This is a genomic window from Pectobacterium polonicum, from assembly GCF_005497185.1.
In the GTDB taxonomy this organism is placed as follows: Bacteria; Pseudomonadota; Gammaproteobacteria; order Enterobacterales; family Enterobacteriaceae; genus Pectobacterium; species Pectobacterium polonicum.
On sequence record NZ_RJTN01000027.1, the window covers coordinates 35,030 to 60,651 of the forward strand.

At 50.8% G+C, this 25,622-nt stretch carries 22 protein-coding genes; 12 read left to right on the forward strand and 10 right to left on the reverse strand.

Annotation, left to right across the window (positions count from 1 at the left end; all coding sequences use genetic code 11):
- Positions 1-191 precede the first annotated feature (191 nt).
- The 3 genes from EDI29_RS20210 to EDI29_RS20220 all read right to left on the reverse strand — a co-directional run bounded on the left by EDI29_RS20210 (position 192) and on the right by EDI29_RS20220 (position 2,452).
- The gene (locus tag EDI29_RS20210) at positions 192-1,109 is read right to left on the reverse strand and encodes a nucleotidyl transferase AbiEii/AbiGii toxin family protein (RefSeq protein ID WP_137742316.1); all 918 of its coding nucleotides are present in this window, start codon (positions 1,107-1,109) and stop codon (positions 192-194) included.
- Positions 1,093-1,638 carry a type IV toxin-antitoxin system AbiEi family antitoxin gene (abiEi, locus tag EDI29_RS20215; protein WP_137742317.1) on the reverse strand — a complete coding sequence of 182 codons (546 nt, stop codon included), beginning with the start codon at positions 1,636-1,638 and terminating at the stop codon, positions 1,093-1,095. The genes EDI29_RS20210 and abiEi overlap by 17 nt, the downstream gene beginning before the upstream one ends.
- Positions 1,639-2,122: 484 nt before the next feature.
- The gene (locus tag EDI29_RS20220; protein WP_137742318.1) at positions 2,123-2,452 is read right to left on the reverse strand and encodes a DUF1493 family protein; all 330 of its coding nucleotides are present in this window, start codon (positions 2,450-2,452) and stop codon (positions 2,123-2,125) included.
- 104 nt (positions 2,453-2,556) lie between these two features.
- Between EDI29_RS20220 and EDI29_RS20225 the strand changes: the two genes are divergently transcribed.
- The gene (locus EDI29_RS20225) at positions 2,557-3,015 is read left to right on the forward strand and encodes a hypothetical protein (protein WP_137742319.1); all 459 of its coding nucleotides are present in this window, start codon (positions 2,557-2,559) and stop codon (positions 3,013-3,015) included.
- A 202-nt stretch (positions 3,016-3,217) separates the two neighbouring features.
- A complete protein-coding gene (locus EDI29_RS20230; protein WP_137742320.1) occupies positions 3,218-3,844 on the forward strand; it encodes a LysE family translocator in 627 nt (208 codons plus the stop codon).
- A 45-nt stretch (positions 3,845-3,889) separates the two neighbouring features.
- Here EDI29_RS20230 and EDI29_RS20235 read toward each other — a convergent pair whose 3' ends face one another.
- Complete coding sequence (locus EDI29_RS20235; RefSeq protein WP_137742321.1) at positions 3,890-4,372, reverse strand: GNAT family N-acetyltransferase; 483 nt, start codon at positions 4,370-4,372, stop codon at positions 3,890-3,892.
- A 91-nt stretch (positions 4,373-4,463) separates the two neighbouring features.
- On the opposite strand from EDI29_RS20235, the gene EDI29_RS20240 reads away from it, so the two are divergent.
- From EDI29_RS20240 to EDI29_RS20250, 3 genes are all read left to right on the forward strand, one after another.
- Positions 4,464-5,396 carry a LysR substrate-binding domain-containing protein gene (locus EDI29_RS20240; protein ID WP_137742322.1) on the forward strand — a complete coding sequence of 311 codons (933 nt, stop codon included), beginning with the start codon at positions 4,464-4,466 and terminating at the stop codon, positions 5,394-5,396.
- A 356-nt stretch (positions 5,397-5,752) separates the two neighbouring features.
- Positions 5,753-7,189, forward strand: coding sequence for a glycoside-pentoside-hexuronide (GPH):cation symporter (locus tag EDI29_RS20245; protein WP_137742323.1), 1,437 nt, complete (start codon positions 5,753-5,755; stop codon positions 7,187-7,189).
- Positions 7,190-7,243: 54 nt separating this feature from the next.
- Complete coding sequence (locus tag EDI29_RS20250; protein ID WP_137742324.1) at positions 7,244-8,812, forward strand: glycoside hydrolase family 43 protein; 1,569 nt, start codon at positions 7,244-7,246, stop codon at positions 8,810-8,812.
- Positions 8,813-8,889: 77 nt separating this feature from the next.
- On the opposite strand, the gene EDI29_RS20255 is transcribed toward EDI29_RS20250, so the two are convergent.
- Positions 8,890-9,315, reverse strand: coding sequence for a hypothetical protein (locus EDI29_RS20255; protein ID WP_137742335.1), 426 nt, complete (start codon positions 9,313-9,315; stop codon positions 8,890-8,892).
- 390 nt (positions 9,316-9,705) lie between these two features.
- On the opposite strand from EDI29_RS20255, the gene nifJ reads away from it, so the two are divergent.
- The 4 genes from nifJ to EDI29_RS20275 all read left to right on the forward strand — a co-directional run bounded on the left by nifJ (position 9,706) and on the right by EDI29_RS20275 (position 16,055).
- Entirely contained in the window at positions 9,706-13,239 is a 3,534-nt protein-coding gene (nifJ, locus tag EDI29_RS20260) for a pyruvate:ferredoxin (flavodoxin) oxidoreductase (protein WP_137742325.1), read from the forward strand.
- 208 nt (positions 13,240-13,447) lie between these two features.
- Positions 13,448-13,984, forward strand: coding sequence for a cytochrome b561 (cybB, locus tag EDI29_RS20265; RefSeq protein WP_137742326.1), 537 nt, complete (start codon positions 13,448-13,450; stop codon positions 13,982-13,984).
- Between the two features lie 21 nt (positions 13,985-14,005).
- Entirely contained in the window at positions 14,006-14,803 is a 798-nt protein-coding gene (locus EDI29_RS20270) for a deaminated glutathione amidase (RefSeq protein WP_137742327.1), read from the forward strand.
- A 181-nt stretch (positions 14,804-14,984) separates the two neighbouring features.
- Positions 14,985-16,055 (forward strand): L,D-transpeptidase family protein, encoded by a 1,071-nt coding sequence (locus EDI29_RS20275; protein ID WP_137742328.1) that lies wholly within the window; start codon positions 14,985-14,987, stop codon positions 16,053-16,055.
- Positions 16,056-16,116: 61 nt separating this feature from the next.
- Here the strand turns inward: EDI29_RS20275 and EDI29_RS20280 are convergent, their stop codons facing one another.
- A complete protein-coding gene (locus EDI29_RS20280) occupies positions 16,117-17,397 on the reverse strand; it encodes an O-acetylhomoserine aminocarboxypropyltransferase/cysteine synthase family protein (RefSeq protein ID WP_107170374.1) in 1,281 nt (426 codons plus the stop codon).
- A 322-nt stretch (positions 17,398-17,719) separates the two neighbouring features.
- On the opposite strand from EDI29_RS20280, the gene EDI29_RS20285 reads away from it, so the two are divergent.
- Entirely contained in the window at positions 17,720-19,207 is a 1,488-nt protein-coding gene (locus EDI29_RS20285; protein WP_137742329.1) for a mannitol dehydrogenase family protein, read from the forward strand.
- Here EDI29_RS20285 and EDI29_RS20290 read toward each other — a convergent pair.
- On the reverse strand, positions 19,200-19,574 hold the full coding sequence (locus EDI29_RS20290; RefSeq protein ID WP_137742330.1) for a hypothetical protein: 375 nt from the start codon (positions 19,572-19,574) through the stop codon (positions 19,200-19,202). The genes EDI29_RS20285 and EDI29_RS20290 overlap by 8 nt on opposite strands.
- Positions 19,575-19,957: 383 nt before the next feature.
- Here EDI29_RS20290 and EDI29_RS20295 point away from each other — a divergent pair, with 383 nt between their 5' ends.
- Positions 19,958-21,484, forward strand: coding sequence for an MFS transporter (locus EDI29_RS20295; protein ID WP_137742331.1), 1,527 nt, complete (start codon positions 19,958-19,960; stop codon positions 21,482-21,484).
- Positions 21,485-21,625: 141 nt separating this feature from the next.
- Here EDI29_RS20295 and EDI29_RS20300 read toward each other — a convergent pair whose 3' ends face one another.
- The 3 genes from EDI29_RS20300 to EDI29_RS20310 form a co-directional block, all read right to left on the reverse strand.
- The gene (locus EDI29_RS20300; protein WP_137742332.1) at positions 21,626-22,636 is read right to left on the reverse strand and encodes an AI-2E family transporter; all 1,011 of its coding nucleotides are present in this window, start codon (positions 22,634-22,636) and stop codon (positions 21,626-21,628) included.
- 182 nt (positions 22,637-22,818) lie between these two features.
- A complete protein-coding gene (locus tag EDI29_RS20305; protein ID WP_137742333.1) occupies positions 22,819-23,766 on the reverse strand; it encodes a FecR domain-containing protein in 948 nt (315 codons plus the stop codon).
- Positions 23,763-24,287, reverse strand: coding sequence for a sigma-70 family RNA polymerase sigma factor (locus tag EDI29_RS20310; RefSeq protein WP_137742334.1), 525 nt, complete (start codon positions 24,285-24,287; stop codon positions 23,763-23,765). The genes EDI29_RS20305 and EDI29_RS20310 overlap by 4 nt, the downstream gene beginning before the upstream one ends.
- Positions 24,288-24,740: 453 nt before the next feature.
- Between EDI29_RS20310 and EDI29_RS20315 the strand changes: the two genes are divergently transcribed.
- Positions 24,741-25,622: IS110 family RNA-guided transposase (locus EDI29_RS20315; RefSeq protein WP_137742285.1), on the forward strand; the 882-nt coding region annotated here is incomplete at its 3' end.

Consider the following 25,622-nt stretch of genomic DNA (forward strand, 5'->3'; position numbering starts at 1 on the left):
ATCCGCATATATATGCGATAAAGAGTACCATAACTACGGACTGCCAGTATCTTACCTACATGGGTGACGAGTGACTCATCACCTGTTCATTCACTGTTCATCACTTAACTCGCTAAAAATAAAGATAAAAAATGAAAGGTGTAGAGGGTGAACAGTTTTGTGCAAAATCTTTTTATTTTGGCTACTGACGGTTACATGACGAACGGTGCTTTTCCGTCCTCTCCTTTTAACGCTTGCTGTAACGAGCCTAAGAGTGCTTTTAGTTCACCGCTCAAATACTGGCTGAATGCCTCCCGTCCTAACGTTCTATTAAATACCGCTTGTGGCAGGAATCGGCGCATTTCAGCGCTAAAGCGGCCATCCCCCACAACCTGATCAATGCTTTCTATGCGCTGTGCCAGTAGCTCATCATAATTCGGGATGCGGTAATCCTGTATTTTCTTACGAATCAGATCGATATCATAAGTCGCGTTCTGCTGGATCAGCCACGGTAAGTCCCAAACGTCACGGTAGCGGATATATTTGGTGGTCGCGACGAGCGAAACCAGTTTGTCACACATCACTTCATTTAGCGTTTCACACATGACCAGCGTATCGGAATAACCATCGGGTAAAACCTCATAGTTACGTTTTAGCGTCATCGGCGCTCGGGTATAAGCCGGAATATTGGCGATCTCAATCTTGATCCGCTGTCTCGGCATATCACGTTTTTCCGGTGCGGTGGTCACGGACACCTGCCATTTGTCGATACGGACTTCCTCATAGCCGGGTTCATTCCGTAACTCATTTGGCTCTTTCACGTTGACCCCAAGGCCGTAACGATTCCCCAGATAATCTTCAATACAGGCTTTCATGTTTTTTAGGTCTGCGCCAGAAAACGCAACACCGCCGGCAAAATCCAAATCTTCACTGAAGCGGTTTGCGCCATGACACAACCTTAACGATGTCCCGCCCTGAAAAGTAAGCTGTTCTAACAAGCCGGCGCTATCAAGACAGTAGAGAATGTCGTAGTGCAAAAGCTCCTTTTCCACCACATTGCGTAAACCTTCAAGCTCGGCTGATTCCACCGCTTTGCTGACCAGTTCGGCAAAGTTAACTTTCTGATTCATGATATAGCTCCGATTCGTCAATCAGATGGGTATTGCGTCCAACGCGGCGTAAATCCCTCACGGCGGTTTTCTTCGTCGCGTGCCGTAACGGAGAATTGCCAAAATAGGTATCCTGCAAAATCTGCTCTGGTGACCGCTTGGTATGGGTAAATTCAATCACCCCAAAAGGCGTTTTATGTTCTTCGGAACGTCCGGTGGTCATCACCGTGATCCGGTCAATCGGGATTTGAGAAATCACGCCATATTCAGACAAGGCGGATTCGAGGCTAAGATAGTTATATTCACCACGGCGTAGCGCTAACACGATGCGTTCAAGCGTATAGGCATCTTTGCTTTTGGCATGGTTATAAACGTACACGCCGCGAATAGCACGGGTCAGGATGCCATCTTTTACCAAACGATTTAGCCCGGCATTAAACGCTCTTGGCGTATCCTCATGGAAAATCTTGGCTAAATCACGGGAGGTGAAGACATAACGCCCTTGCTTATCGAATGCGTTTAAACGCTCAATAGCAGTGATCCTGTTCATTTATAAGTCCACATGAAAACCATATAATTGCGTCATTCACGTATACTTGAATAAAAAACCCTCGTCAAGTACACACGAATGACACCAATAAATGACATTCGTGTGTACTTACCGAAGAATAGTCATAGATTTAGGTGACAAAAAGGTGGGTTTCACAGGGTGAGATCGTTGGACAAAATCCCTATCACTTTTCAGCATTGGTATACGCTTAGGTATACCAACAAAGTCTGAATTCAAACTTAAAACATTAATATCATAACGTTACGTTGTATATTCAGATTCCCCCAGCGCATGGCGCAAGCCCTGCGGGCTTTTTTGTGTCTGTGATTGTCCGAGATAATCCGGCTAGATTCAGTGACTATTGGTCATAAACAAGGCATACGGACTAACGTTGAGCTGAAAGACGAACCAGCGCCGACTGGCTGCCAAAATGTGAGCTGGCGTCAAACGAACACATCAATACGACATCAACGATGAGATTCTTTTAATCGTATAACCACTTCCCTGCTTTAGCTGACTCAATAATCATCCCTACAGTGAGCGGTTTTAACGCTTGCCGTAGTGGTTTTTTTTGCCAGATTGGGTACTCGTATGCAAAATAATTTCTTCCCTCGAAATTTGAATAATCGATAGTAAAGTGTCCGAATACATCGAGAAGGAAATCGTGCGCATCTTCCGGCAGAAACTGATAGTCATCCTGCAATGTCCAGTCTTTAGTGACTTGCCTAATACTGGATTTAAACCAATGAGCCCTAATAGGGTAATGTTCCATGAGATATTGAATAACCTCATTTTCAGTATTTTTCTCGCTCATACCTGTTTGAATGTATTGTAGGGTGAAAATCGTTTGTCTTGAATTATACACAGGCACATTAATCAGGTAGAAAAATGCAGACTATACCCGTAACCGTATTTTCAATGAGTACCTTTATTGGCGATCTCGTTACTTATCCAAACAATGATGATATTTCTGTTCCCAATCCAATCATGCAGGACGTTTTAAGCCTGTTAGATATTGACGTGAATCTGTGCACGCTGTGCGATCACTATTTTGATGATGTCGTCTGTGGTCAGGGGGACATTTGGGTGTACCGTTCAGCTTCGCTCCCCGACACCTATTTCATCATCGATTTCCATGTTGGAATGACGGAGCAATTAGATATCGCCCCCTTTTACATAAAAAGCACTGATCCATTCGTCATTGGGAAAATCAGGCCACTGCTGCGACATTTCTTTGACCAACTGCAATATCAAGTCAGCTATGAAGAAAGTTGTGCGCTGACAAAAGTGAATACGATCATAGCGACCCCACCGGGAACCACATACTGTGTGATCGAAGAAAACGGTTATGAACAAAAGGTCGTGTTTAAGAACTGATGCTTCCTCATAGCCTGGCAATGAGTGATATTCCGCTCACACCTGCGTTAGCAACAGAATGTTGATAAGAAGGGGAGCGCCGTCAGTCCCCTTTTCTGTTACTATCGCGCGTTGGAAAATAGCGGTATGTATGTGAATATATCTCGCATCACATCGCCGCTCTCAAGCACACTTTCACAACGAACGACACGCAGGAGAAATCATGAGCCTTCACCTCTGGCTGGCTTATACAGGTATTATCATCGCCCTGATTGCCATACCGGGCCCCTCTGCCCTCATCAGCATGTCGCACGGTTTACGCTACGGCGCTTCACGCGCAACGGCCACCGTGCTCGGTGGAGTCAGCGCGGCAATGATATTAATGTCCTGTTCAGCATTGGGGTTAGGCGCCATCCTCGCTGCGTCAACTACCGCATTTATCGTATTAAAAATTATTGGTGCGGTTTATCTCATCTGGTTAGGTATCGCATCATGGCGTTCCAAAGATATGACCACCGCGGAACAAGATGTGCTGGAAACAGGGGCTCCGAGCTGGTTTTCGCTATACCGAAAGGGCTTTCTGGTTGGAATCAGCAATCCTAAAGATCTGCTGTTTTTCGCAGCACTGTTCCCAAATTTTATCGATACTAGCGCCCCGCACGCCTTACAGCTCATCATTCTGGCGGTGACCTGGGCTTTCTTCGATTTCAGCATCATGTTTATCTATGCCTGCACCGGCCGCCGTTTATCGGGCCTGTTTTCCAATCCACGCCGCATCAAGCTGTTCAACCGCTCAACGGGTGGGATCTTTATTCTGGCAGGTACCACACTGGCGGCGTCGACGCGTTAAGAAACATGGCTCCTGCTGCCTTCAGGCCAACAGGAGCCACGGTCTTTACGATGCCGTAACAAAATCAGCAATGCCCTTCTCGTCCATCCGATAGCGAACCCACTCATCCTGCGGCTTCGCGCCAATGCTTTTATAGAAATCGATCGCAGGTTGGTTCCAGTCCAGCACACTCCATTCCAGCCGCCCGCACTGTCTTTCCTGTGCAAGACGCGCAACCTGTTTCAGCAGCGCTTTGCCCGCGCCTGCATTACGATACGCCTGCGCGATGTAGAGATCTTCCAGATAGATGCCATATTTCCCCAGCCAGGTTGAATAGCTCATGAAGAAAATCGCATAGCCGATGGGCTTGCCATCAATCTCACAGATCAGCGTTTCGGCCGTCGCACCCTCGCCAAATAACGAGTTCTCAATATCCTCAAGCGAGGCTAATACTTCGTGACGCGCCTTCTCGTATACGGCCAGTTCAATGATTAAATCCAGAATCACGCTCGCATCTGATTTCTGCGCAGCGCGGATAACAATGTTCATAAAGCCTCTTTTTCCAGTGCTCACCATAACCAAGGCTTGCCATGCTACCGGATTAAAAATACTGTATGAACTGCATTTCCTACAGTGACTAATGAACATCATGCATCTGGATTTACGACGTATCGATTTAAATTTGTTGGTGGTGTTTAACAGTGTGTACCAACATCAATCCGTCGCCGCCGCGGCAAAAGAGCTGGCGATGAGTGCATCGGCAGTCAGCCACGCGCTGACGCGTTTACGCAATACGTTTTCCGATGAGCTGTTTTTTCGGGTTGGCAACACCATGCACCCAACCGTATTAGCAGAAGATATCGCCGAGCCGATTGCAGAGAGTCTGACCCTGCTGACGCAAGGTTTAACGCCACGGCCACGCTTTAATCCTGCACGCAGCACGGAAAGCTTTACCTTTTCCATCACCGATTACACTGCATTTTCGGTGTTTCCTACCCTAATGGCACGAATGGAAAAACTGGCCCCTCATATCAAATTCAATCTGGTTTATTCGCCGCAGAGGGTCGCGATTACGGATTTGCTGGCAGGAAAAATCGACTTTGCTTTAGGGTTCACCGATATGACGCAAGCGGAGAACAGAGAGATTGAAGAGATAGACTGGATTGAAGACAGCTATGTCATCATCAGCGCCGCTGATTATCCGTCAGGCGAAGCGCTTACGCTGGAGGATTACCTTTCCGCACGGCATCTTGTCGTTACACCGTGGAATGAATCACGCGGGGTGATTGACTACGCGCTGGATAAGCTCAATAGGAAACGTCATGTTGCATTGAAAACGCCGTCCATGATGAGCGCGCCGTTTATCATTGCCGATTCGACGCTGATCATGGCATTACCGTGCAATGTTGCGAAAATCTTTGCGCAACTTCTGCCGTTACGTATTCACGCCCTGCCTTTCACTGTGCCGTCCTATCGCGTGAAAATTTACAGCCATCGCCGCAATAGCCGTTCAGAAGCCAGCCAGTGGATTAAAAACCTGTTACACAGCTTGATTAATCCCTCGACACAGTAGCGCTATGGGCTTTCGCTATGCATGACCAACCCCATATCTCCGCCCCTATAATTGCTCCAATGATGGGATTCAAAAGCCCCCACAGATAGCAATTTCCCCTCAAAATAGTTCTCTAAGGTGACTTGTCATACAGATAAATAAGAAAAAGGCCACGTTAATTTATTGATATAAAATGGAAATAACTTCGCACACCTTCTGGTCACGCTACTTTTATTGTTATTTTTTTTGTGACCTGTCTAACACATACCAAGAAACGTAACCTTCTTAATAAAATCCGCAATAGTTAATCTCAGCCAAGGAGATAACAATAGCCGCGAGCCTGGCAAGAAGTTCCTCATCCTCTTTCGGAGTTTCCAATGACCAACAATAATAAGCTGAGCGTTGCGGAGAAAATCGGCTTTGGCATGGGCGATGCTGCCTGTGGCATCGTCTATTCTTCCGTAACCATGTTCCTTACCTACTTTTATACGGATATCTATGGCATCTCCGCCGCCGCAGTAGGGGTCATGTTTTTAGTGACTCGCGTGCTGGACGCCATCGTTGACCCGCTGATTGGCCTGATTGCAGACCGCACTAAAACCCGCTGGGGGCACTTTCGCCCATGGCTGGTCTGGTTTGCCGTCCCCTACGCCGTGATTGCCGTATTGGCCTATACCACACCAGAGCTAAATGGCACGGGTAAACTGGTTTATGCCTACATTACCTATACGTTGCTAATGCTGTTCTACACCTTTATCAACATCCCTTACTGTTCACTCGGTGGTGTCATCACCAGCGATGAAAAGGACAGAATTTCCGCGCAGTCGTACCGCTTTACCATTTCCTCAATGGCTGGGCTATTGGTGTCGGTCGGCACGCTGTGGTTGGTTGACTGGATTGGCGGCACCAACAAACAATTGGGTTATCAAGGCACGATGATGATCATGGGCAGCCTGGCTGTCGTGATGCTGTTTTTCTGCTTTTTCACTACAAACGAACGCATTAACCCTGCCGTAGATAAAAATCAGAATGTTTGGGACGATGTCAAAAACCTGCTAAGCAACGATCAGTGGCGCATCGTGGCCATTATTACGTTCTTTTCCAGTATGGCAGGCGTCATGCGTGGCGCGGCAACGCTGTATTACGCAACTTACCTGATGGTAGGACCGGAACAAGGCAGCGCCGCCGGAACGGCAATGAAATCTGCGTTTATTACCACCAGCGTTGTCGGCACTATTATTGGTGCGATGATGGCAGGTTATTTTGGCAAGCGCTTCAGCAGCATAAGCCTGTTCAAAAACATCAACCTGCTGCTGGTATTTGTTGGCATCATCCTGTTCATGGTGCCGCCACAGTGGCTGGCTGTCGTCTTCCCACTCTACTTTTTGATCGGCTTTTTCCACCAGATGTACCAACCATTCAAATGGAACATGATGGCGAACGCCGCCGATTATGGAGAATGGAAAACAGGCCGCCGCATTACCGGTCTCTCCTTCTCAGGCAATCTGTTTGCACTGAAGTTGGGTATGGCAATTGCGGGGGCGATCGTTGGCTTTTCGCTCGGCTGGTTCGGCTATGTGGCGGGTTCCCCCACGCAAACGCCGCTCGCCACCGCAGGGATTATTGGCCTGCTGAGCATCGGCCCTTCACTTTCCTATCTGGTACTTTACTGGCTGGTACGTTTTTACAAGCTAGACGATAAAACGATGGAAACCATTCAGGCCGATCTGGCGAAACGCCACAATACGGCCGACCGCGCGGCGGAAAGCGAACTTCCTGTCGATCAGGGCCTGACGCCAAAAGGTGCAGCCTGATCGCGATATCTGCGGGCAGCACGCTGCCCGCCCTTTAACTATCAGGATGATGACATGAGTACAACACATTCTCCCTGGAATCCAGATTTGGGTAACGGGCGCTATAAAAATCCGATTTTATGCGCTGATTATTCCGATCCTGACATCGTGCGCGTCGGCGATGACTTTTATATGGTGTCGTCCAGCTTTAACCACATGCCCGCGCTACCGATCCTGCATTCTCAGGATCTGGTGAACTGGACGCTGATCAATCACGTATTCAGCCGGTTCGATCTGCCAGGATATGAACAATTTCAGCCGGGAAAAGGCGTATGGGCACCCAGCATTCGTTACCATGCTGGAAAATTTTGGGTGTTTTTCAGCACGCCAGATGAAGGGATCTTTATGTCACAGGCTGACGATCCCAGAGGCGAATGGAGCACACCACATTGTCTGAAGCAGGCTAAAGGTTGGATCGACCCGTGCCCGTTCTGGGATGATGACGGCACCGCTTGGCTAATCCACGCTTTCGCCTTCAGCCGCAGCGGTAAGAAACACCTTCTGCAACTGTGCAGAATGGCAGAAGATGGTCGTTCCCTGCTTGATGAAGGAAAGATCGTAGTTGATGGTCGGGCAACGCAACCCACTATTGAAGGGCCGAAGCTGTATAAGCGCAACGGCTGGTATTACATTTTCGCACCAGCAGGTGGCGTTCCCACTGGCTGGCAAACGGTGCTACGTGCACGCTCACTGAATGGGCCGTGGCAAAGCAGGATCGTACTGCATCAGGGCACCACATCGGTTAATGGTCCGCATCAGGGTGGCTGGGTCGAATTAGATAACGGTGAAAGCTGGTTTATACATTTTCAGGATCGCCATGCCTATGGACGAGTCGTCCACCTACAGCCGATGCGCTGGCAGGACGACTGGCCACTGATCGGTGAACTGCATAACGCACAAGGATTAGGGCAACCGGTGCTGGAAGCCATCAAGCCTCGCGTAAGCTTTCCGGTTAGTACGCAGCAGCCCTCAACCTCCGATGATTTTTCTTCGGCAACACTGGGGCGACAGTGGCAATGGCAAGCAAGCCCCGATGAACGCTGGTTAGCGCATACCCAACCGGGGCTTAAGCTATTCTGCCAGACTATGCCGATTCGTGCAGGCGAGTCTTCGTGGTATGACGTGCCGAATTTGCTCATGCAAAAATTCCCGGCTGAGGAATTCGAGGTCACAACAAGCCTGGTGCCAATGTTAGAGCAGGTGGGCGACCGCTGCGGCCTGATTATTTATGGCGAGCGTTTCGCTTACCTCGGCGTAGAGAAAAGCGCAGAAGGTCTTGAATTAGTGACCGGATTCGGCTGGATGAGTGATGCACAGCAGTTGGAACAACACCAGAAGATTTTAGCGGTGTTATCTGGGCAGTTGAACATCACCCTGCGCGTCACCGTGCGGCAAAACGCCATTTGCCAGTTCGCCTGGCTGGGCGATGACGGGGAATATTGTTCGCTTGACGATAGCTTCGCCGCAGGACCTGGCAAATGGGTGGGCGCTAAAGTGGGGTTGTATGCGCTGACAACGGCATCAGGAAATAGCACGAGTCACGCTTGGGTCAAAGAGGTGAAAATTACCGCTATCGATCACTAACCCAATAGCGGCTATAGAGAAGTCACGAGTTTGGCTGCTTGCGCTTCGGTGCAGCACGGGTATCACATTGTTTAGTATTAAATACCGAGAGCATCAGCAGCCTGCTCGCCTTCCGCCTTGGAAAAGTTTGCATAGGTCAGCGCATCAAGTAACGCAGCCCGATCGATCGTCGGATAAATATCCGAGCGCTGCAAAAGCTGGCCGATTTCCTGAACCGTCAACTGAGGGTAGATGGCGTGTGATGCAACGGCGATGTCGCGGGCAGCGTAACCCAGTTTGTGTAAAATCACCGCAATCTGCTGGTGTGTTATCGCATCTTGATACACGGTATAAAGCACATCGGCAATGAGTGTTGACGTCAACACTGAAATGCGGGACACATCACCCGCTCGTCCGCCCAATGCCTGAAGGATATGCTCGACGGCCTGTTCTGGCGTTTTTCCCTGTGCCTGTTGTGAAGCCAGTACGGAAACCAATTTATTTTTTATTTCATCATTTGCCATCATTCGGTTCCTTCATACATTCATTACAGATGTTATTTTTAATACCAGCACGCTACCTGTCATGGCGGCAATGAGCAAACAAAATCATGCATCAGTACTCTTGAATAGGTACAAAAAGACACCGACCTGCTTTGAGGTATATAATAACGCCAATTTTTCGGAAACGCGGTTCTTCCTAATCACGAAGGCAACGTACAGAAAGATCGCTTGAAGTATGACGGGGATAAAACACAGTTTGATACAACTCCGCACACATCGTTCCACCCTCTTTTTTTCTGAAATGCGATAATCCTCCGATAAAAATCGTATTTTCGTTTATGCCCAGTCATTTTCATCGCCTGAAAAGACCATGTAAAATAAAGGGCTTAGTGAGCAAGAAGGCTATAAGTCATGATCACCACCGACGGTAATAACGCAGTCGCCTCTGTGGCGTGGCGAAGCAATGAAGTCATCGCCATTTATCCCATCACCCCCAGTTCCAGTATGGCTGAACACGCCGCCGCCTGGTCGAGCGACGGTGGGCTAAACATATGGGGAGACACGCCACGCGTTGTTGAAATGCAATCGGAGGGCGGCGCGATCGCTACCGTCCACGGCGCATTGCAGACAGGTACACTCGCCACCACGTTTACCTCATCGCAGGGTTTGCTGCTGATGATCCCCACGCTGTATAAGCTGGCCGGTGAGCTAACGCCGTTCGTATTGCACGTCGCTGCCCGTACGGTTGCTACGCATTCACTTTCCATCTTTTGCGATCATTCGGACGTCATGGCTGTACGCCAGACAGGCTGCGCCATGCTGTGCGCCAGCAATGTGCAGGAAGCGCAGGACTTCGCGCTGATTTCACAGATTGCCAGCTTGAACAGTCGCCTACCGTTTATCCATTTCTTCGACGGTTTCCGTACCTCACACGAAATTAATAAAATTGAGCCACTGAGTGATGAGGTGATACGCCAACTGCTACCACAGCAGGCTATTGATGCACACCGTGAGCGAGCACTCACACCAGAACGTCCGGTGATTCGAGGTACGGCATCTAACCCAGATACTTTCTTCCAGGCGCGTGAAGCTACCAATCGGTGGTATGACGCCGCTTATGCGCACGTCGAGCAGGCGATGAATGATTTCGCCGCTGCCACAGGACGTCAGTACCAGCCGTTTGAATACTATGGCCACCCGGAAGCGACCAAAGTCGTCATCCTAATGGGTTCCGGCGTCGGCACCTGCGAAGAAGTGGTTGATGCCCTGTTGACGCACGGTGAGAAAGTTGGCGTAGTGAAAATCCGTCTGTACCGTCCGTTCTCCGCCAAACATCTGCTAGCCGTCATTCCGCAAACGGCAAAGAGCATTGCGGTACTGGATCGAACTAAAGAGCCGGGTGCGCTGGCAGAGCCGCTGTATCTCGATGTGATGACCACGCTGGCAGAGGCATTCTCCGCAGGTGAGCGTTCACTTATGCCACGTGTGATTGGCGGGCGTTACGGACTGTCTTCCAAAGAATTTACCCCGCAGTGCATACAGGCCATCTTTAATGAGTTAGCGCTTGCTAACCCACGCCCCCGTTTCACCGTCGGGATTTATGACGATGTTACCAACCTGTCTCTGCCACTGCCGGAACAGCACTTTCCAAGCAGCGCCTCACTCGAAGCCTTGTTCTACGGTTTGGGGAGTGACGGCACCGTTTCTGCGACCAAGAACGCAATCAAAATCGTCGGTGAAACCACGCCGATGTTTGTACAGGGCTACTTTGTCTATGACTCGAAGAAAGCCGGTAGTCTGACGGTTTCCCACATGCGTGTGGGCCCGCATCCGATAAACTCAGCTTATCTGATCGATCAGGCTGATTTTGTCGCCTGCCATCAGTGGCAGTTTATCGACAAGTACAGCATGGTCGAACGACTAAAACCCGGCGGCGTTTTCCTGATTAACTCGCCGTATAGCAGCGACGATCTGTGGCACCGTTTGCCACAGGAAGTGCAGGCGGGACTGAATCAGCGCAACGCCCGCGTTTATTGCATCAATGCCGCCAAGATTGCCCGCGAGTGTCATCTGGGCGCGCGTATTAATACCGTGATGCAGATGGCGTTTTTCCACCTGTCACAGATTCTGCCAGCCGATGTGGCGGTAGAAAAACTGCGTACCGCCATTGCCAAGAGCTACGGCAGTAAAGGTCAGGAGCTGGTTGAGCGTAACTGGCAGGCGCTGAGCGCCACGCTGGAAGCGCTGGCAGAAGTGCCGCTGGAAGCTGTCAACCCAGACAGCCCACAACGCCCACCGGTGGTTTCTGACGCAGCCCCCGATTTCGTCAAGACCGTCACCGCTGCCATGCTGGCTGGGCTGGGTGATACGCTGCCCGTTTCCGCGCTGCCACCCGATGGCACCTGGCCGACTGGCACCACCAAGTGGGAAAAACGCAATATCGCGGAAGAAATTCCGCTGTGGCAACCGCAGCTCTGTACGCAGTGTAACCACTGTGTCGCCGCCTGCCCACATTCGGCCATCCGTGCTAAAGTTGTCCAGCCCGATGCAATGGAGAATGCGCCTGCTTCGCTGCAATCACTGGATGTAAAAGCACGCGACATGCGTGGCCAGAAATACGTGTTGCAGGTCGCTCCAGAAGACTGCACTGGCTGTAATTTATGTGTTGAAGTCTGCCCGGCCAAAGACCGCCAGAACCCAGAAATCAAAGCCATCAATATGGAATCCCGTCTGGATAATCTGACGGCGGAAAAAGAGAACTTTGATTTCTTCCTGCAACTGCCGGAGATCGACAAATCCACGCTGGAACGTATCGATATCCGTACTTCTCAGTTGATTTCACCGCTATTCGAGTACTCTGGTGCCTGTTCCGGCTGTGGCGAAACGCCGTATATCAAGCTGTTAACGCAGCTCTATGGCGATCGTCTGCTGGTAGCGAATGCGACGGGCTGCTCGTCTATTTATGGCGGTAACCTGCCCACCACGCCGTGGACTACCGATGCTAACGGTCGCGGCCCAGCCTGGGCTAACTCGCTGTTCGAGGATAACGCCGAATTCGGCCTGGGCTTCCGTCTGAGCGTCGATCAACACCGTCAGCGCGCCGTACGCTTGCTCAATAAACTGGCACCGCAGCTGCCGCAAGATCTGGTCAGTGCCTTGCAGGAAGCGTCTATCGCGCCCGATTTGCGCCGTCAGCAGATTGAGCAACTACGTGGATTGCTGAAAGCCGTCAATGATACCGACGCCAAGGTGCTGGCGAACGAAGCCGACCACTTTGTCGATAAATCCATCTGGCTCATTGGTGGAGACGGCTGGGCGTACGACATCGGCTACGGCGGGTTGGATCACGTTATGAGCCTGAGCGAAAACGTCAACGTGCTGGTGCTGGATACGCAGTGTTACTCCAACACTGGCGGCCAGCAGTCCAAAGCCACCCCGCTAGGCGCAGTGACTAAATTTGGTGAGAAAGGGAAACGCAAAGCGCGTAAAGATCTGGGCATTAACGTCATGATGTACGGTCACGTATATGTGGCGCAGATCTCGCTGGGTGCGCAGCTTAATCAAACGGTGAAAGCGATTCAGGAAGCGGAAGCCTGGCCGGGTCCGTCACTCATCATCGCCTACAGCCCGTGTGAAGAACACGGTTACGATCTGGCATTCAGCCACGATCAGATGCGTCAGTTGACGGCAACCGGCTTCTGGCCACTCTATCGCTTCGATCCACGTCGTGCCGAAGAAGGTAAAGCGGCGCTGGTGACGGATTCTCGTCCGCCATCAAGCAGCCTGAGTGAAACGCTGCTGAAAGAGCAACGCTTCCGCCGCCTGAATAGCATGATGCCGGAAGAAACCGCACAGCTCTATGAAGAAGCAGAGCTGGATTTGCGCCGCCGCTTTGACTTCCTGACCATGATGGCAGGCAAGGCAGAGAAAAGCCCACAGGAATAACTTTTTCCCTCCAAACCGGCTTCGGCCGGTTTTTTTATATCAACGTTTTCCTATCCAAACGGGAGGAATACCTAAGAATCCGCCGCTGATAACCCAGTTTGTCAGGCAGGGTAAAGAAGGGCTGACAAGAGGCGCGTTACCTTATACTTTATGGGATTATTCGCTCGTTACGGTGTTAAATCGATCTCAACGTTGCAGAGGATGAGACATGAAAGGAAAGTTCGCACCATCGCAGATTGCACTGCACTGGCTGGTTTTTATATTGCTCGTTGTTACCTATGCCACAATAGAATTACGCGGATTTGCTGAACGAGGTTCACTGCTGCGCACCGTGATGATTGTGACGCATTTTAGCTGTGGCGTAGCCATACTGGTTCTTATGCTGGCTCGTCTGTTGTTACGCCATCGACACACTTCACCCACGATTACGCCTCCACCGTCCCGTTTGCAGAGTGCGCTGGGTTCACTCACCCACGCGATCATTTATCTACTGTTTATCACGCTGCCGATACTGGGCGTAGCCTCACGTTACTACAACGGCCGGGACTGGATGCTTTTTGGTATCGGTATGCCAACGTCAAGCACGCCGAATTTCGAACTGGCCGAAACGCTGATTGGCTGGCATGAAACGCTGGCACCGCTAGGGTACTGGCTCATTGCACTGCATACCGCAGCCGCCCTGTTCCACCACTATGTTATGAAAGACAACACGCTGCTGCGCATGATGCCAGCCAAGCGTGATTAATCAGGCAGCCAAGGAGCAAAAATGAAAGTCGCGCTGGGACAATTCGCCGTTGACCGCGAGTGGCAACAAAACGCCACGACCATTGCTGAGTTTATGTCAGCAGCACGGCAAAACGGTGCCGATCTGCTGGTGCTACCCGAAGGTGTGCTGGCTCGCGATATCACCAACCCGAATATGGTGCTCACCGCCGCGCAACCGCTTGATGGCCCGTTTGTGTCGCATCTGCTGGAGGCCAGCAAAGGCAGTGACATGACAACCATGCTGTGCGTGCATATCCCAAATGGCGAAGGGAAAGTCTGGAACACGCTGCTGGCGCTGCGTGACGGTGAGATTATTGCTCAATACCGAAAGCTGCATCTGTACGATGCATTTTCCGTACAAGAGTCGGAAAACGTTCTGCCCGGCGAAGCAATCCCGCCGTTATTAACCATTGCTGGATTAAACGTCGGGCTGATGACCTGCTATGACATTCGCTTCCCTGAGCTTGCACGTCGCCTGGTACTGGACGGCGCAGACGTACTTGTTCTCCCTTCCGCCTGGATTAAAGGGCCGCTGAAAGAAGCGCATTGGGAGCTACTGGTGCGCGCAAGAGCACTGGAAAATACCACCTATCTCGTCGCCGTTGGCGAATGCGGCGTCAAAAATATCGGCAACAGCATGGTCGTCGATCCTTTAGGCGTTGTCGTGGTTCAGGCACCGGAAACACCTGCGCTCGTGTATGCCGATATTCAGCCAGAGCGGCTGGCGCACGCCCGTCAGGTTCTTCCGGTACTCGCTAATCGACGCTTTCAAAAACCCACGCTGGAAGGAGAAAACTGAGTCAACGATATACGGGATAAGCCCGCTCTCTCATTGGCGCGTCAAAAAGTGTGATTAGTTGCACATGTTGTTTCCCTAGAAGACCATTCTGCACATATAATGCGCATCCGGTCTTTATCGACCCAAGCAGCCCGGCCTCCCTATTCGGAGGCGCATTTATCACTCAAATAAAGAAATGAAAATGAGTATTCGCGCGATCTTTACTTTAGTTCTTGCAGCCGCCGCATTCAGCCAGGCCGCTTTTGCCGTTGTTTATCCTCTCCCCGCGGCTAATAGCCGGCTGGTAGGTGAGAATATCGAAATCACCATACCGGAAGATAGCACGCAGCCGTTGGAGCATTTTGCTGCACAGTTCCAAATGGGACTAAGCAACATGATGGAAGCCAACCCAGATGCGGATGTCTACCTGCCCGTTCCCGGCAGCAAAATGGTGATCCCTCATCAGTTAATTCTGCCAGATGCACCGCGTGAAGGCATTGTCATCAACAGCGCAGAAATGCGTCTGTACTACTACCCGAAAGGCTCCAAGACCGTGGTCGTGCTGCCTATCGGTATTGGCGAATTGGGTAAAGATACGCCGATTAACTGGACAACCTCCGTTCAGCGTAAGAAAGCAGGTCCAACCTGGACGCCAACCGCCAAGATGCACGCAGAATATGCGGCACGCGGTGAAACGCTGCAAAAAGTATTCCCAGCAGGCCCAGATAACCCAATGGGACTGTATGCGCTGTACATCGGTAACCTGTACGCCATCCACGGCACCAACGCCAATTTCGGTATTGGCTTACGCGTAAGCCACGGCTGTGTGCGTCTGCGTGCTGATGATATTAAATATCTGTTCAACACCGTTCCGGTCGGTACACGTGTTCAGTTTATCAATGAGCCCGTGAAAGCCACCGTTGAGCCAGATGGTTCACGTTATGTCGAAGTTCACAATCCGCTGTCCCGTACGGTAGAAGAATTCCATTCTGATTCTCCAGCACCGATCAGCATGACGCCAAAAGTGAGCAAAGTTCTGGCTGATGCCAGCGTGAATACCAGCGAAGTGGATCAGGCCATCCAGAGACGTTCTGGTATGCCGACCAAAATCAATGGTCTGATCGAACAAGCCACGCCTGCGATTCCAGTTGAATCTGTTGCTGCGCCAATCGCTCCAGAAGCACAGCCGCAAGATAGCCTTAATGCGGATCAAAATACCGCGCCAGTTGAATCACAAGCGACGACGGCAGAGGCCAACGCCAACCGTTCGTAATCGTCATAACGCGTTGGAAATCGATTCCGGTTTCCAACGCGGTTCTCAAATTCCCGACGCGTTAATTTTTCTGCGAGGCTTCCAGCGCCTGCGCCACATCAGCGATGATATCGTCAATGTGTTCGATACCCACTGAAATTCTCACCAGATCTTCACTCACTCCCGCTTTCGCCAACTCTTCCGCATTCAGTTGCCGATGTGTAGTACTTGCAGGATGACACGCAAGCGATTTGGCATCACCAATATTAACCAACCGTAAGATCATCTTCAGTGCATCAATAAAATGACCACCCGACGCTTTCCCGCCTTTAATGCCAAAGCTGATAATCCCAGATGCCTTACCTGAGGTAATTTTGTCGCAGTTCGCTTTGTATGGGCTGTCCGGCAACGCACCATAGTTCACCCACGTCACCAGCGGATGCTGATTCAGGTAGCCAGCCAGCGCCTCCGCATTACTACAGTGGCGTTCGATACGCAAGCTGAGGGTTTCCAATCCCTGCAACAACAAAAACGTGCTGTGAGGAGAAAGCGCAGCCCCCGTGTTGCGCAAAGGCACCACGCGGCATCGCCCAATATAGGCAGCCGGACCGAAAGCGTCGGTGTACACCACACCGTGGTAAGAAGGATCGGGCTCATTCAATAACGGGAAACGCGCTTTATTCGCGACCCAGTCAAACTTGCCAGAATCGATAATCGCACCGCCAATCGTGGTGCCATGACCGCCAATATATTTGGTCAGCGAGTGGACGACGATATCCGCACCGTGCTCAAAAGGCCGGCACAGCACAGGTGTCGCCACAGTGTTATCGACAATCACCGGGACGCCGTGGCGATGCGCAATCTCCGCGATTTTGGCAATGTCTACGATATTTCCCGCAGGATTCCCGATAGATTCACAAAAAACAGCGCGAGTGCGCTCATCAATCAGCGATTCCAACGTCGTAAAGTCATCGAAAGAGGCCATCCGTACCTCAACCCCCTGACGCGGCAATGTGTGAGCAAACAGGTTATAGGTGCCGCCATACAGCTGGCTGGTGCTGACGATGTTATCGCCAACCTGCGTGAGCGCCTGAAGCGAATAAGTAATTGCCGCCATACCGGATGAAAGCACCAGCGCGCCAATGCCGCCCTCAATGGCCGCCAGCCGCTGTTCCAGCACGGCATTCGTCGGGTTCATGATACGGCTGTAGATATTGCCTGCCACCTTCAGATCAAACAGATCGGCACCGTGCTGCGTGTCGTCAAAGGTGTAAGAGGTCGTCTGATAAATCGGCACGGCAGCAGACTTCGTTGTCGCTTCAGACTCATAACCATGATGTAGCGCGAGGGATTCAAGTTTCATCTTACAGACCTTGTTGTTGATCGTTGGAGTGAGGAAAATATTGAGACAAAATAGCAGACTACGATCGGGAAAAGCACTTGATGATGTAGAAGAAATGGAGATAAGTTAGTAAAAACAAGACTAAATTTCAGCGTTACATTATTACGCTGGAGCCTCCTCACAAAACCGCACTCTGCCGCTGAACCGAATCTGAAAAAGTACTAAAATTTACGCAGAGAAAAAAACGTGCTCGCCGTAACCTATCTGCGCGTAGCGTATTGCACCGCCTGCAAATCACAGCTACTTTTAACGTCATGGATCTCCCCACCCAAAAGCGCAATAAATGACTGATAAAATAAAAAATATCGCCACCTGCGAACTACCAGGCACCGTTCAGTTCCCCCGCTACGATCGCCAGACGCTGAAACCGCGCATCGTCCATATCGGTTTTGGCGCTTTTCATCGCGCTCATCAGGCGCTGCTCACCGATCGCGTACTGAATAGGGTAGGAGGTGACTGGGGGATTTGTGAAGTCGTGCTATTCAGCGACGACACCATGATCAATGCACTTCGCCAGCAGGATCATTTGTTTACCGTGCTGGAAAAAGCCGCAACGGGCAATCAACCGATTGTCGTCGGTGCCGTGTGCGAATCGTTACATGCCAAAATAGAAGGCATTGACGCCATTATTGAGAAACTCGCTGCGCCAGAAACGGCCATCGTTTCCCTGACGATTACCGAAAAAGGCTATTGCATGGACGGTGCGAGCGGCAAGCTGGATCGTACCAATAAACTGATTCAACAGGATCTTGCCGATCCGCGTCATCCCGCCTCCGTACCGGGGTTACTGGCGGAAGCGCTGCGCTTGCGCCACGAACGTGGAATTGCGCCGTTCACCGTACTCTCCTGTGATAACGTGCCAGAAAATGGTAAAACGGCCAAAGCCGCTGTGCTGGAATCTGCGGGGATCAACGATCAGAAGCTGATCGATTGGATCAACGCTAATGTTTCCTTCCCCAACACAATGGTGGATCGCATTGTCCCTGCTGCGACGCCTGAAACGTTGCAGGAAATTGCCGATCACCTTGGCGTCGCCGATCCCTGTGCGATAGCCTGTGAACCCTTTATTCAATGGGTGATTGAAGATCGCTTCACTGCCGGACGTCCAGAGTGGGAAAAGGCAAGCGTACAGCTGGTGCATGATGTCCTGCCGTTTGAGGAAATGAAGCTGCGCATGTTGAACGGCAGCCACTCATTTTTAGCCTATCTTGGCTATCTCGCCGGGTATGATCACGTCAACGATTGTATGAATGATGAGAACTATCGCCGGGCCGTGTCCCACCTGATGCTGCTAGAGCAGGCACCGACGCTCAGCGTGGTGGATATCGATCTGAAAGACTACGCCGTTCAACTGCTTACCCGCTTTTCCAATCCGGCACTCAAGCATCGAACCTGGCAGATCGCGATGGACGGTTCACAGAAGCTGCCTCAACGTATGTTGGAATCCTTACGTTGGCATGTGCGCAATGGCGGAGACTATCGCGCTCTGGCCTTGGGGATCGCAGGCTGGATGCGCTATGTCAGCGGAAAAGATGATGTAGGTAACCCGATCGAAATTCGCGATCCGCTCGCTGACAAGCTCGGACACATCGCTGCGGAAACCTCAGATAGTGCAGAACGGGTCGGTGCGTTTCTCAATATTCGCTCTATTTTCGGCGAGGATCTGCCAGCAAACCACGATGTATTTAACGCCATCGCACAGGCTTATTTGAAGCTGCGCGATCACGGTGCCAAAAACACCGTGGCTGCACTGGTACAAGGCATTAAATAACGATAAACCCAAGCAGGCCGAGGTACAACGCACTCTGGACACCCAACACCAGAGTGCGGCTTTTGCCTTTTGTTTCATCCAGCCACGGCAGCGCTGACCAACTCATTCCCCCACCGATAACCGCGATCACCAACATCGCAGCGGCAACTAGCCAGACAAGCTTATCCAGCAGAGAATTGGGAAACAGAATTTGCAACGCAGAAACCACAAGGAACAACGTAACGCAGCGTAATACCCCGACCACAATACCTGAGCGATCTCTCAACCCACGCGGCGCGGATGCAGGTAGCCAAGCCTGAAAAGCAAACAACCCAACCACAGCAATAAAAATCACATAAATAATGGCATAGATCAGCAAATGACTCACGTTACGGCTCCTGATGAGGGAATACGATAAAGCACACTGCACGGGATGATGACGACATTTCCTCTATCAGGTCAATGCGTTATTGCACGCCACGCTATCGATTTGTGGGGCAGCGCTCAATATTGCCTCGTCACCCGCGTGCATACCGATCACTTCACCGTAATAAATCTACACATTTTGTAAATTAAGAACATAAACGTAAAATCAAAAAAAAATAAAAAGCAAATTAAAATATCTAATTTCATGATCAACCTGACAGATCGCCATTAAAAGCGCTCAAAAGCGTGATCGTCAGTTTACTTTCTTTTCAATAGAGCAAATTATAAAGAAATGATAGTTCAATCGAACTGAAATATTGTTTCATATTTGTAATTAGGCTGATCATGAATAAACCAATCTCTTTTAAACACACCTTCTGCTACGGCAGCGCAAACCTGCTTGGCAGTGGCGCGCTCGCTATCAGCGGCGCATGGCTGATGTACTTTTACACCACATTTTGTGGGTTAACATTGGTTCAGGCTGCTGCTATTTTCTCCGTCGCCAGCATCATTGATGCTATCAGTAACCCGATCATGGGTTACATCAGCGATAACTTCTACAACACCCGTATTGGCCGCCGATTTGGTCGCCGACGCTTCTTTATTTTGCTGGGTGCACCGCTGGTACTGGTCTACCCCATGCTGTGGGTTGAAGGCTTTGGCTTCTGGTACTATCTGGCAACATACGTGCTGTTCGAGCTAATTTATACCTCGATCATGGTGCCGTATGAAACGCTGGCTACTGAAATGACTTCCGACTTTAAACTGCGCTCTAAGCTGACAGGTTCTAAAGCCATTTTCGGTAAAATCGCCAACTTCCTGGCAGCGTTCATTCCAGGGCAGTTTATTGCCATCTACGGTAAAGACTCTGCAACGCCGTTCTTCTACACCGGGCTGGTCTACGGTGCCATCATGTGTGCGGCAATGATCGCGCTGTATATGACATCCTGGGAGCGCCCGGTAAACGAAATCGTACGTGAAAGCACGTCCAGCCTGTGGCAAGCCATGAAAAAGCTGAGCGTGGATATGGTCTCTACCTTCCGCCTGCGTATTTTTCGCAAGCATCTGGGGATGTACCTGTTTGGCTTCGGCGCTGAATGGCTTTTCGCTTCCGCGTTTACCTACTTCATCGTCTTTGGCCTGAAACAAAACACGGCGCTGGTGTCGCACCTCAACAGTTTCAGCTCTGTCATGCAGCTTATTTCTACCGCAGCCTTCATCGGTATTTGCGTGAAAATGGGCTTTGCACGGCCGTTCCGTCTGGCACTGATGGTGGTGATTGTCAGCGTATTGGCCTATGCCGCGCTCTATTTCACAAACTGGTCAGAAGACATGACCATCTTCGTCCTGTTTGCGATTACCGCTGTATTTGGTCTGAGCACTGGCGGTATCTACTACATTCCCTGGACGGTTTATACCTTCCTGGCCGATGTGGATGAAGTCCTGACTGGACGTCGCCGTGAAGGTATTTACGCAGGTGCAATGACGTTTGCTGGCAAAATGGTGCGTTCCGTCATTGTCTTCGCTATGGGTTGGACGCTGAGCCAATTTGGCTTTGTCTCTGGGCAGTCAGTACAGCCGGAATCTGCCGTACAAGCGATTGTTGGCGTGTTCTCACTGGGCGTTATCGCTCTTGCGCTGGTTGCGATTTACTACACGACGCAGATGAAACTGGATCGTAAGAACCACGCTATTCTGCTGGAAGAAATTGCACGTATCAAAGCGGGCGGTGCCATTGCCGATGTGCCAGCTCATGCTCGTGCAGTCGCAGAAGAGCTGACAGGTTGGGAATATGAGAAGTGCTGGGGCAACAACCCGTTAGGTGTTCAGTCAGAAGAGACGAAACCTCAGGTTGCAACGGCGCAGCATTAATCGAAGCCAATCATTTATACGGATGTTTATTGAAAACCATCAGCCCAATCTCGTATTGGGCTGATTTATTTTGGCTTTTTGACTAGCAGAGCAAGCAAGATATGGCAGGCGATCGCGTCAATCACCTGCCAGAATGCAGGATTAAATCAGCGACGCTTCTTTCAACTCACTTTTCAGGTAGGCGTAGTATATCGGCGCGGCAATCACACCGGACAGACCAAATGCCGCTTCAAACACCAGCATCGCCAGTAGAATTTCCCACGCGTGAGCTTTGATCCTCGTCCCGACTATTTGTGCATTCAGGAAATACTCAAGCTTGTGAATCAGCATCAAATACACCAGCGCAACCAACGCGATCGGTAACGAAAGGGATAAACCAGAAAGAAAAACGATCGAATTAGAGATCAGGTTACCGATAACCGGTAGCAGGCCAAAAACAAAGGTGAGCACCACCAGCGTTTTGGCAAACGGCAGATGAATACCGCATAGCGGCAGAGCGCCAAGGATAAAAATGGCGGACAGCACCGTGTTAACCACAGAGATTTTTACCTGAGCGAAAACAATGTTGCGAAACGATGCCGACAGCAGTGAAACCCGGCGCAGCAACTCCGCTTTTAGTAGTGGTTTTTCCGTATCCTGATCGACGTTATAAAGCGAGACAATCGCTCCAAGCACCATACCGATGAGCATCGTCACAAACCCATGCAGGAAGCTCTTCCCCATGTTCTGCAACATCACAATGTGCGCCTGAACCCATTGCAGCAACTCATGCTGAAGCTCTTCAATACTGACCGGCAAATATCCCGGTAAGTAGTGAACAATCTGCTGCTGGATATCATTGAGGATATAGCCAATACGCACGTTGAACGCCGCGGTATCCTTCATTTCCTGCATCAACAACCCGACCAGACTGCCAAACAATAAGCTCAGCAGGCTGACTACCAGCGTGCTGATTACTGCGACTACAATCCAGCGGGCACGTTTGCCGCTGATGACCCGTTGAAAATAGGGGGTCAGCAAATTGACAATTTCATACACCAAAAAGCCAGCAATAAAACAGGCCAGTAGGCGTAAAGGCAGCAATATAAACAGGCCACCCATGATAAAGAAAAAGCTCAGCAGGCGAGCTTGTTTCAGGTTCAGTAACTGCATGATGACATCCTGTATGAAGAGGCAACACCGAGAATACTCTTTGTGGAGTATGCTACGCCTTTTTCAGCATCAACAGATTGATATATATGCGCTAGATTTGTGTCTATTCTGCGAGTGATAACCAACCAGATAACAAACGAGGCGTATTTTTGGTGTTTTATCAGCAAAATGCCAGCCGTGTTTTAGCTCGGACGGATATCAATCCACCAGGAAAAACGCCTTGTCACCTTCACGGGTAGCGTCCGTGTCACTGCATCAAGCAAGCGATCGGTCTCTTGTAGCGGAAAAACGCCCGAAATCCGTAGATTCACAACAGCAGAATCAACATGAAAATACCCATTGTGATAACGGGAAATTTCATTGATGAATTGCCCTAGCGGCATGCTGTCCGCCACCAGTTGTCCTTTGCGCCAGCTCTGGCGGAAACTCTCAACGGGTGCAGGTTCGCTGCACCTATCACGAGTAAAGATAACCTGCTGCCCAGCGATTACGCGCTGCGCGGCAGGCACTGCCGTTTGTAGCAAAACCTCACCGCGAAAAACAGAGAGAACGCTGTGGGCGGACGTATAGCGTAGCGCCAATTGGCAGGAGTGCGCCGCGGCAGCGAGATCGCCATGTGGCGTGGTCAACCTGACGGCATGGGCCGTTTGGTTATCCAGCATCAACTCACCTTTGATCAATTGAAACGTCAGCGGCTGAGACAACGCGGGGTTACCCTGTTGATTTAATGACGAATCCGTATTGAGCCAGAGGGTCATTCCCTTTTCGATGCTAAGTTCACGGGTTTCTCCCGTCCCGGTACGGTAATCCGCAGCATAGCTTTCCCACGGCAGACTAAAACCTACGCCACCAGTGAGGCTGGCAATCACCAACAATTTGAGCATACGCCGACGTTCTTCGCCGCGCTTACTCAGCACCGAGGAGGCTAATTGGCTGTCTACCGCATGGAAACGGGCATGAATCTGTTCAACCTGCTGCCAGGCAAGACGATGGGACTCATCTTGATGTAACCAACGCTGCCATATCTGACGATCGTGTTCAGAACAGTCTTCGTCATACAGCGTGGCATACCACTCAGCGGCAGCATAAAGAACGTCTTTCGGGATAGAGGAAGTGATAGAGGAAATCATAAGTCCTGACACAATAGACAATTCAGCATTGCCTGTGCCATATATTTTTTCACCATTCGCTCGGAAACGGCTAATTGTTCAGCCACCTGTCGATAGGTCAAGCCGTCAAGATGCACCAGCAAGAATGCCTGACGCACTTTCCCCGGCAACGTCGATAACATCTGTTCTATAGCCAGCAACGCATCAACTACCATAGCCTGCTGTTCCAACGAGGGCGAAAAAGTAAATTCCTGCTCTGCCAGTACCTGAAGGTAGGCATGCTCGATATCTTTGCGTCGCCAGTGGTTCACCATCAGCCCATGAGCCACGGTCGTCAGCCAGGCGCGCGGTTCACGGATACGGTCGGTCTGATGCTGGTAGATCAACCGTAGAAACGTATCCTGAGCCAAATCCGCCGCCTGCTGTGAACACCCCAAACGCCGACGCAGCCATGCCTGCAACCAGGCATGGTGGTCATGATAGATTTGCTGAACACTTAAGGTTTCAGGCTGATTGGGGCAGACAGCAGCGGGACTCTTCACGGTATTCGCTCAATGTGACAGCAATGAAATGATTTTCATTATCATTAAAAGCAAAGTCAACGACTATTCACGCCGATCGTGCCGATTACGGTAAAAAGGAGGAAACTACATCGAGTGCAAAGCAAAAAAGAAAGAAACCCGAAGGCGAATGACGATCGTTTAAGCTTTGAGATACACGGGGCGACCACAGGGGTGAGGCCTCCCGGCGAGAGCCTCACCCTGTGTTTCCCCTTATATCTCGATCATTCTCCTCAGGGTATTATGATCCCCGACTGATCATCGGGAAGTCGCGGGTGAGATGGGGTTTCCCCTCGGGCTCACAGCCTGTGTTTTAGATTCATCCCCTGCGGCTTATTTCCCGCCAGCAAAGACCGGACGGTATCCTGTGCTTCGAGCACGCATCTGTAAGGAAGGTCATGGCGGTTCTCTGATATGTTCACAAGGAGAAAAGCAATGCATACACTCACGCCTGTCGGTATTGATGTCGCCTCACAGAAATTTGATGTAGCGGTCTGGAAAGGCGGCACATCCTACAAAACCAAAGTGTTCCCCAATACCCCTAAAGGTTTTAAAGCGCTGCAAACCTGGCTTGAGCCCTTTGGTGAATGTCATGTCTGCATGGAAGCGACCGGGGTTTACAGCGAGCCGCTGGCCACCTTCCTGAGTGATGCGGGTTATGTCGTCAGCGTGGAAAATCCGGCGCGTATTAAATCCTTCGGTCGCAGCGAGCTGAGCCGTAACAAAACGGACAAAGGCGATGCACGTATGATAGCGCGCTATTGCGGTCAGCACTCTCCGGTGGAATGGCAGCCGATCCCGCTGAATGAAAGAAAACTCAGGGCTCTGGTAAACCGCCTGAATAATCTGCTGGAGATGAAGCAGATGGAAGAAAATCGTCTGGAGACAGCGGATGCAGTGGTGCAGCCTTCCATCAGCGAAGTGATAGCCATGCTGGATGCCCAGTCAGAAGAGACACGGCGGGCAATAAACGACCATATCGATAATGACCCGGGGCTGAGGAAAAACAGGAAACTGCTGGAGTCGATCCCCGGGATAGCAGGTGTGCTGAGCAGTACGCTGCTGGCGTATCTGGGCGATATGTCGAGGTTCAGCAGCAGTAAGGCGGTGGTGGCGTGGACAGGGCTGAATCCGATGCAGCAGGAGTCAGGACAGTGGAAGGGAAAAAGTCGGATCTCGAAGATGGGTAACAGCATAATGCGCCGCTCACTGTATATGCCAGCGATAGTTGCGATGCAGTATAACCCGGCGGTAGCTGCGTTGAGAGAGCGGATGAATGCCCGTAATAAGTCAGGGAAAGTGGTGGTGTGTGCAGCA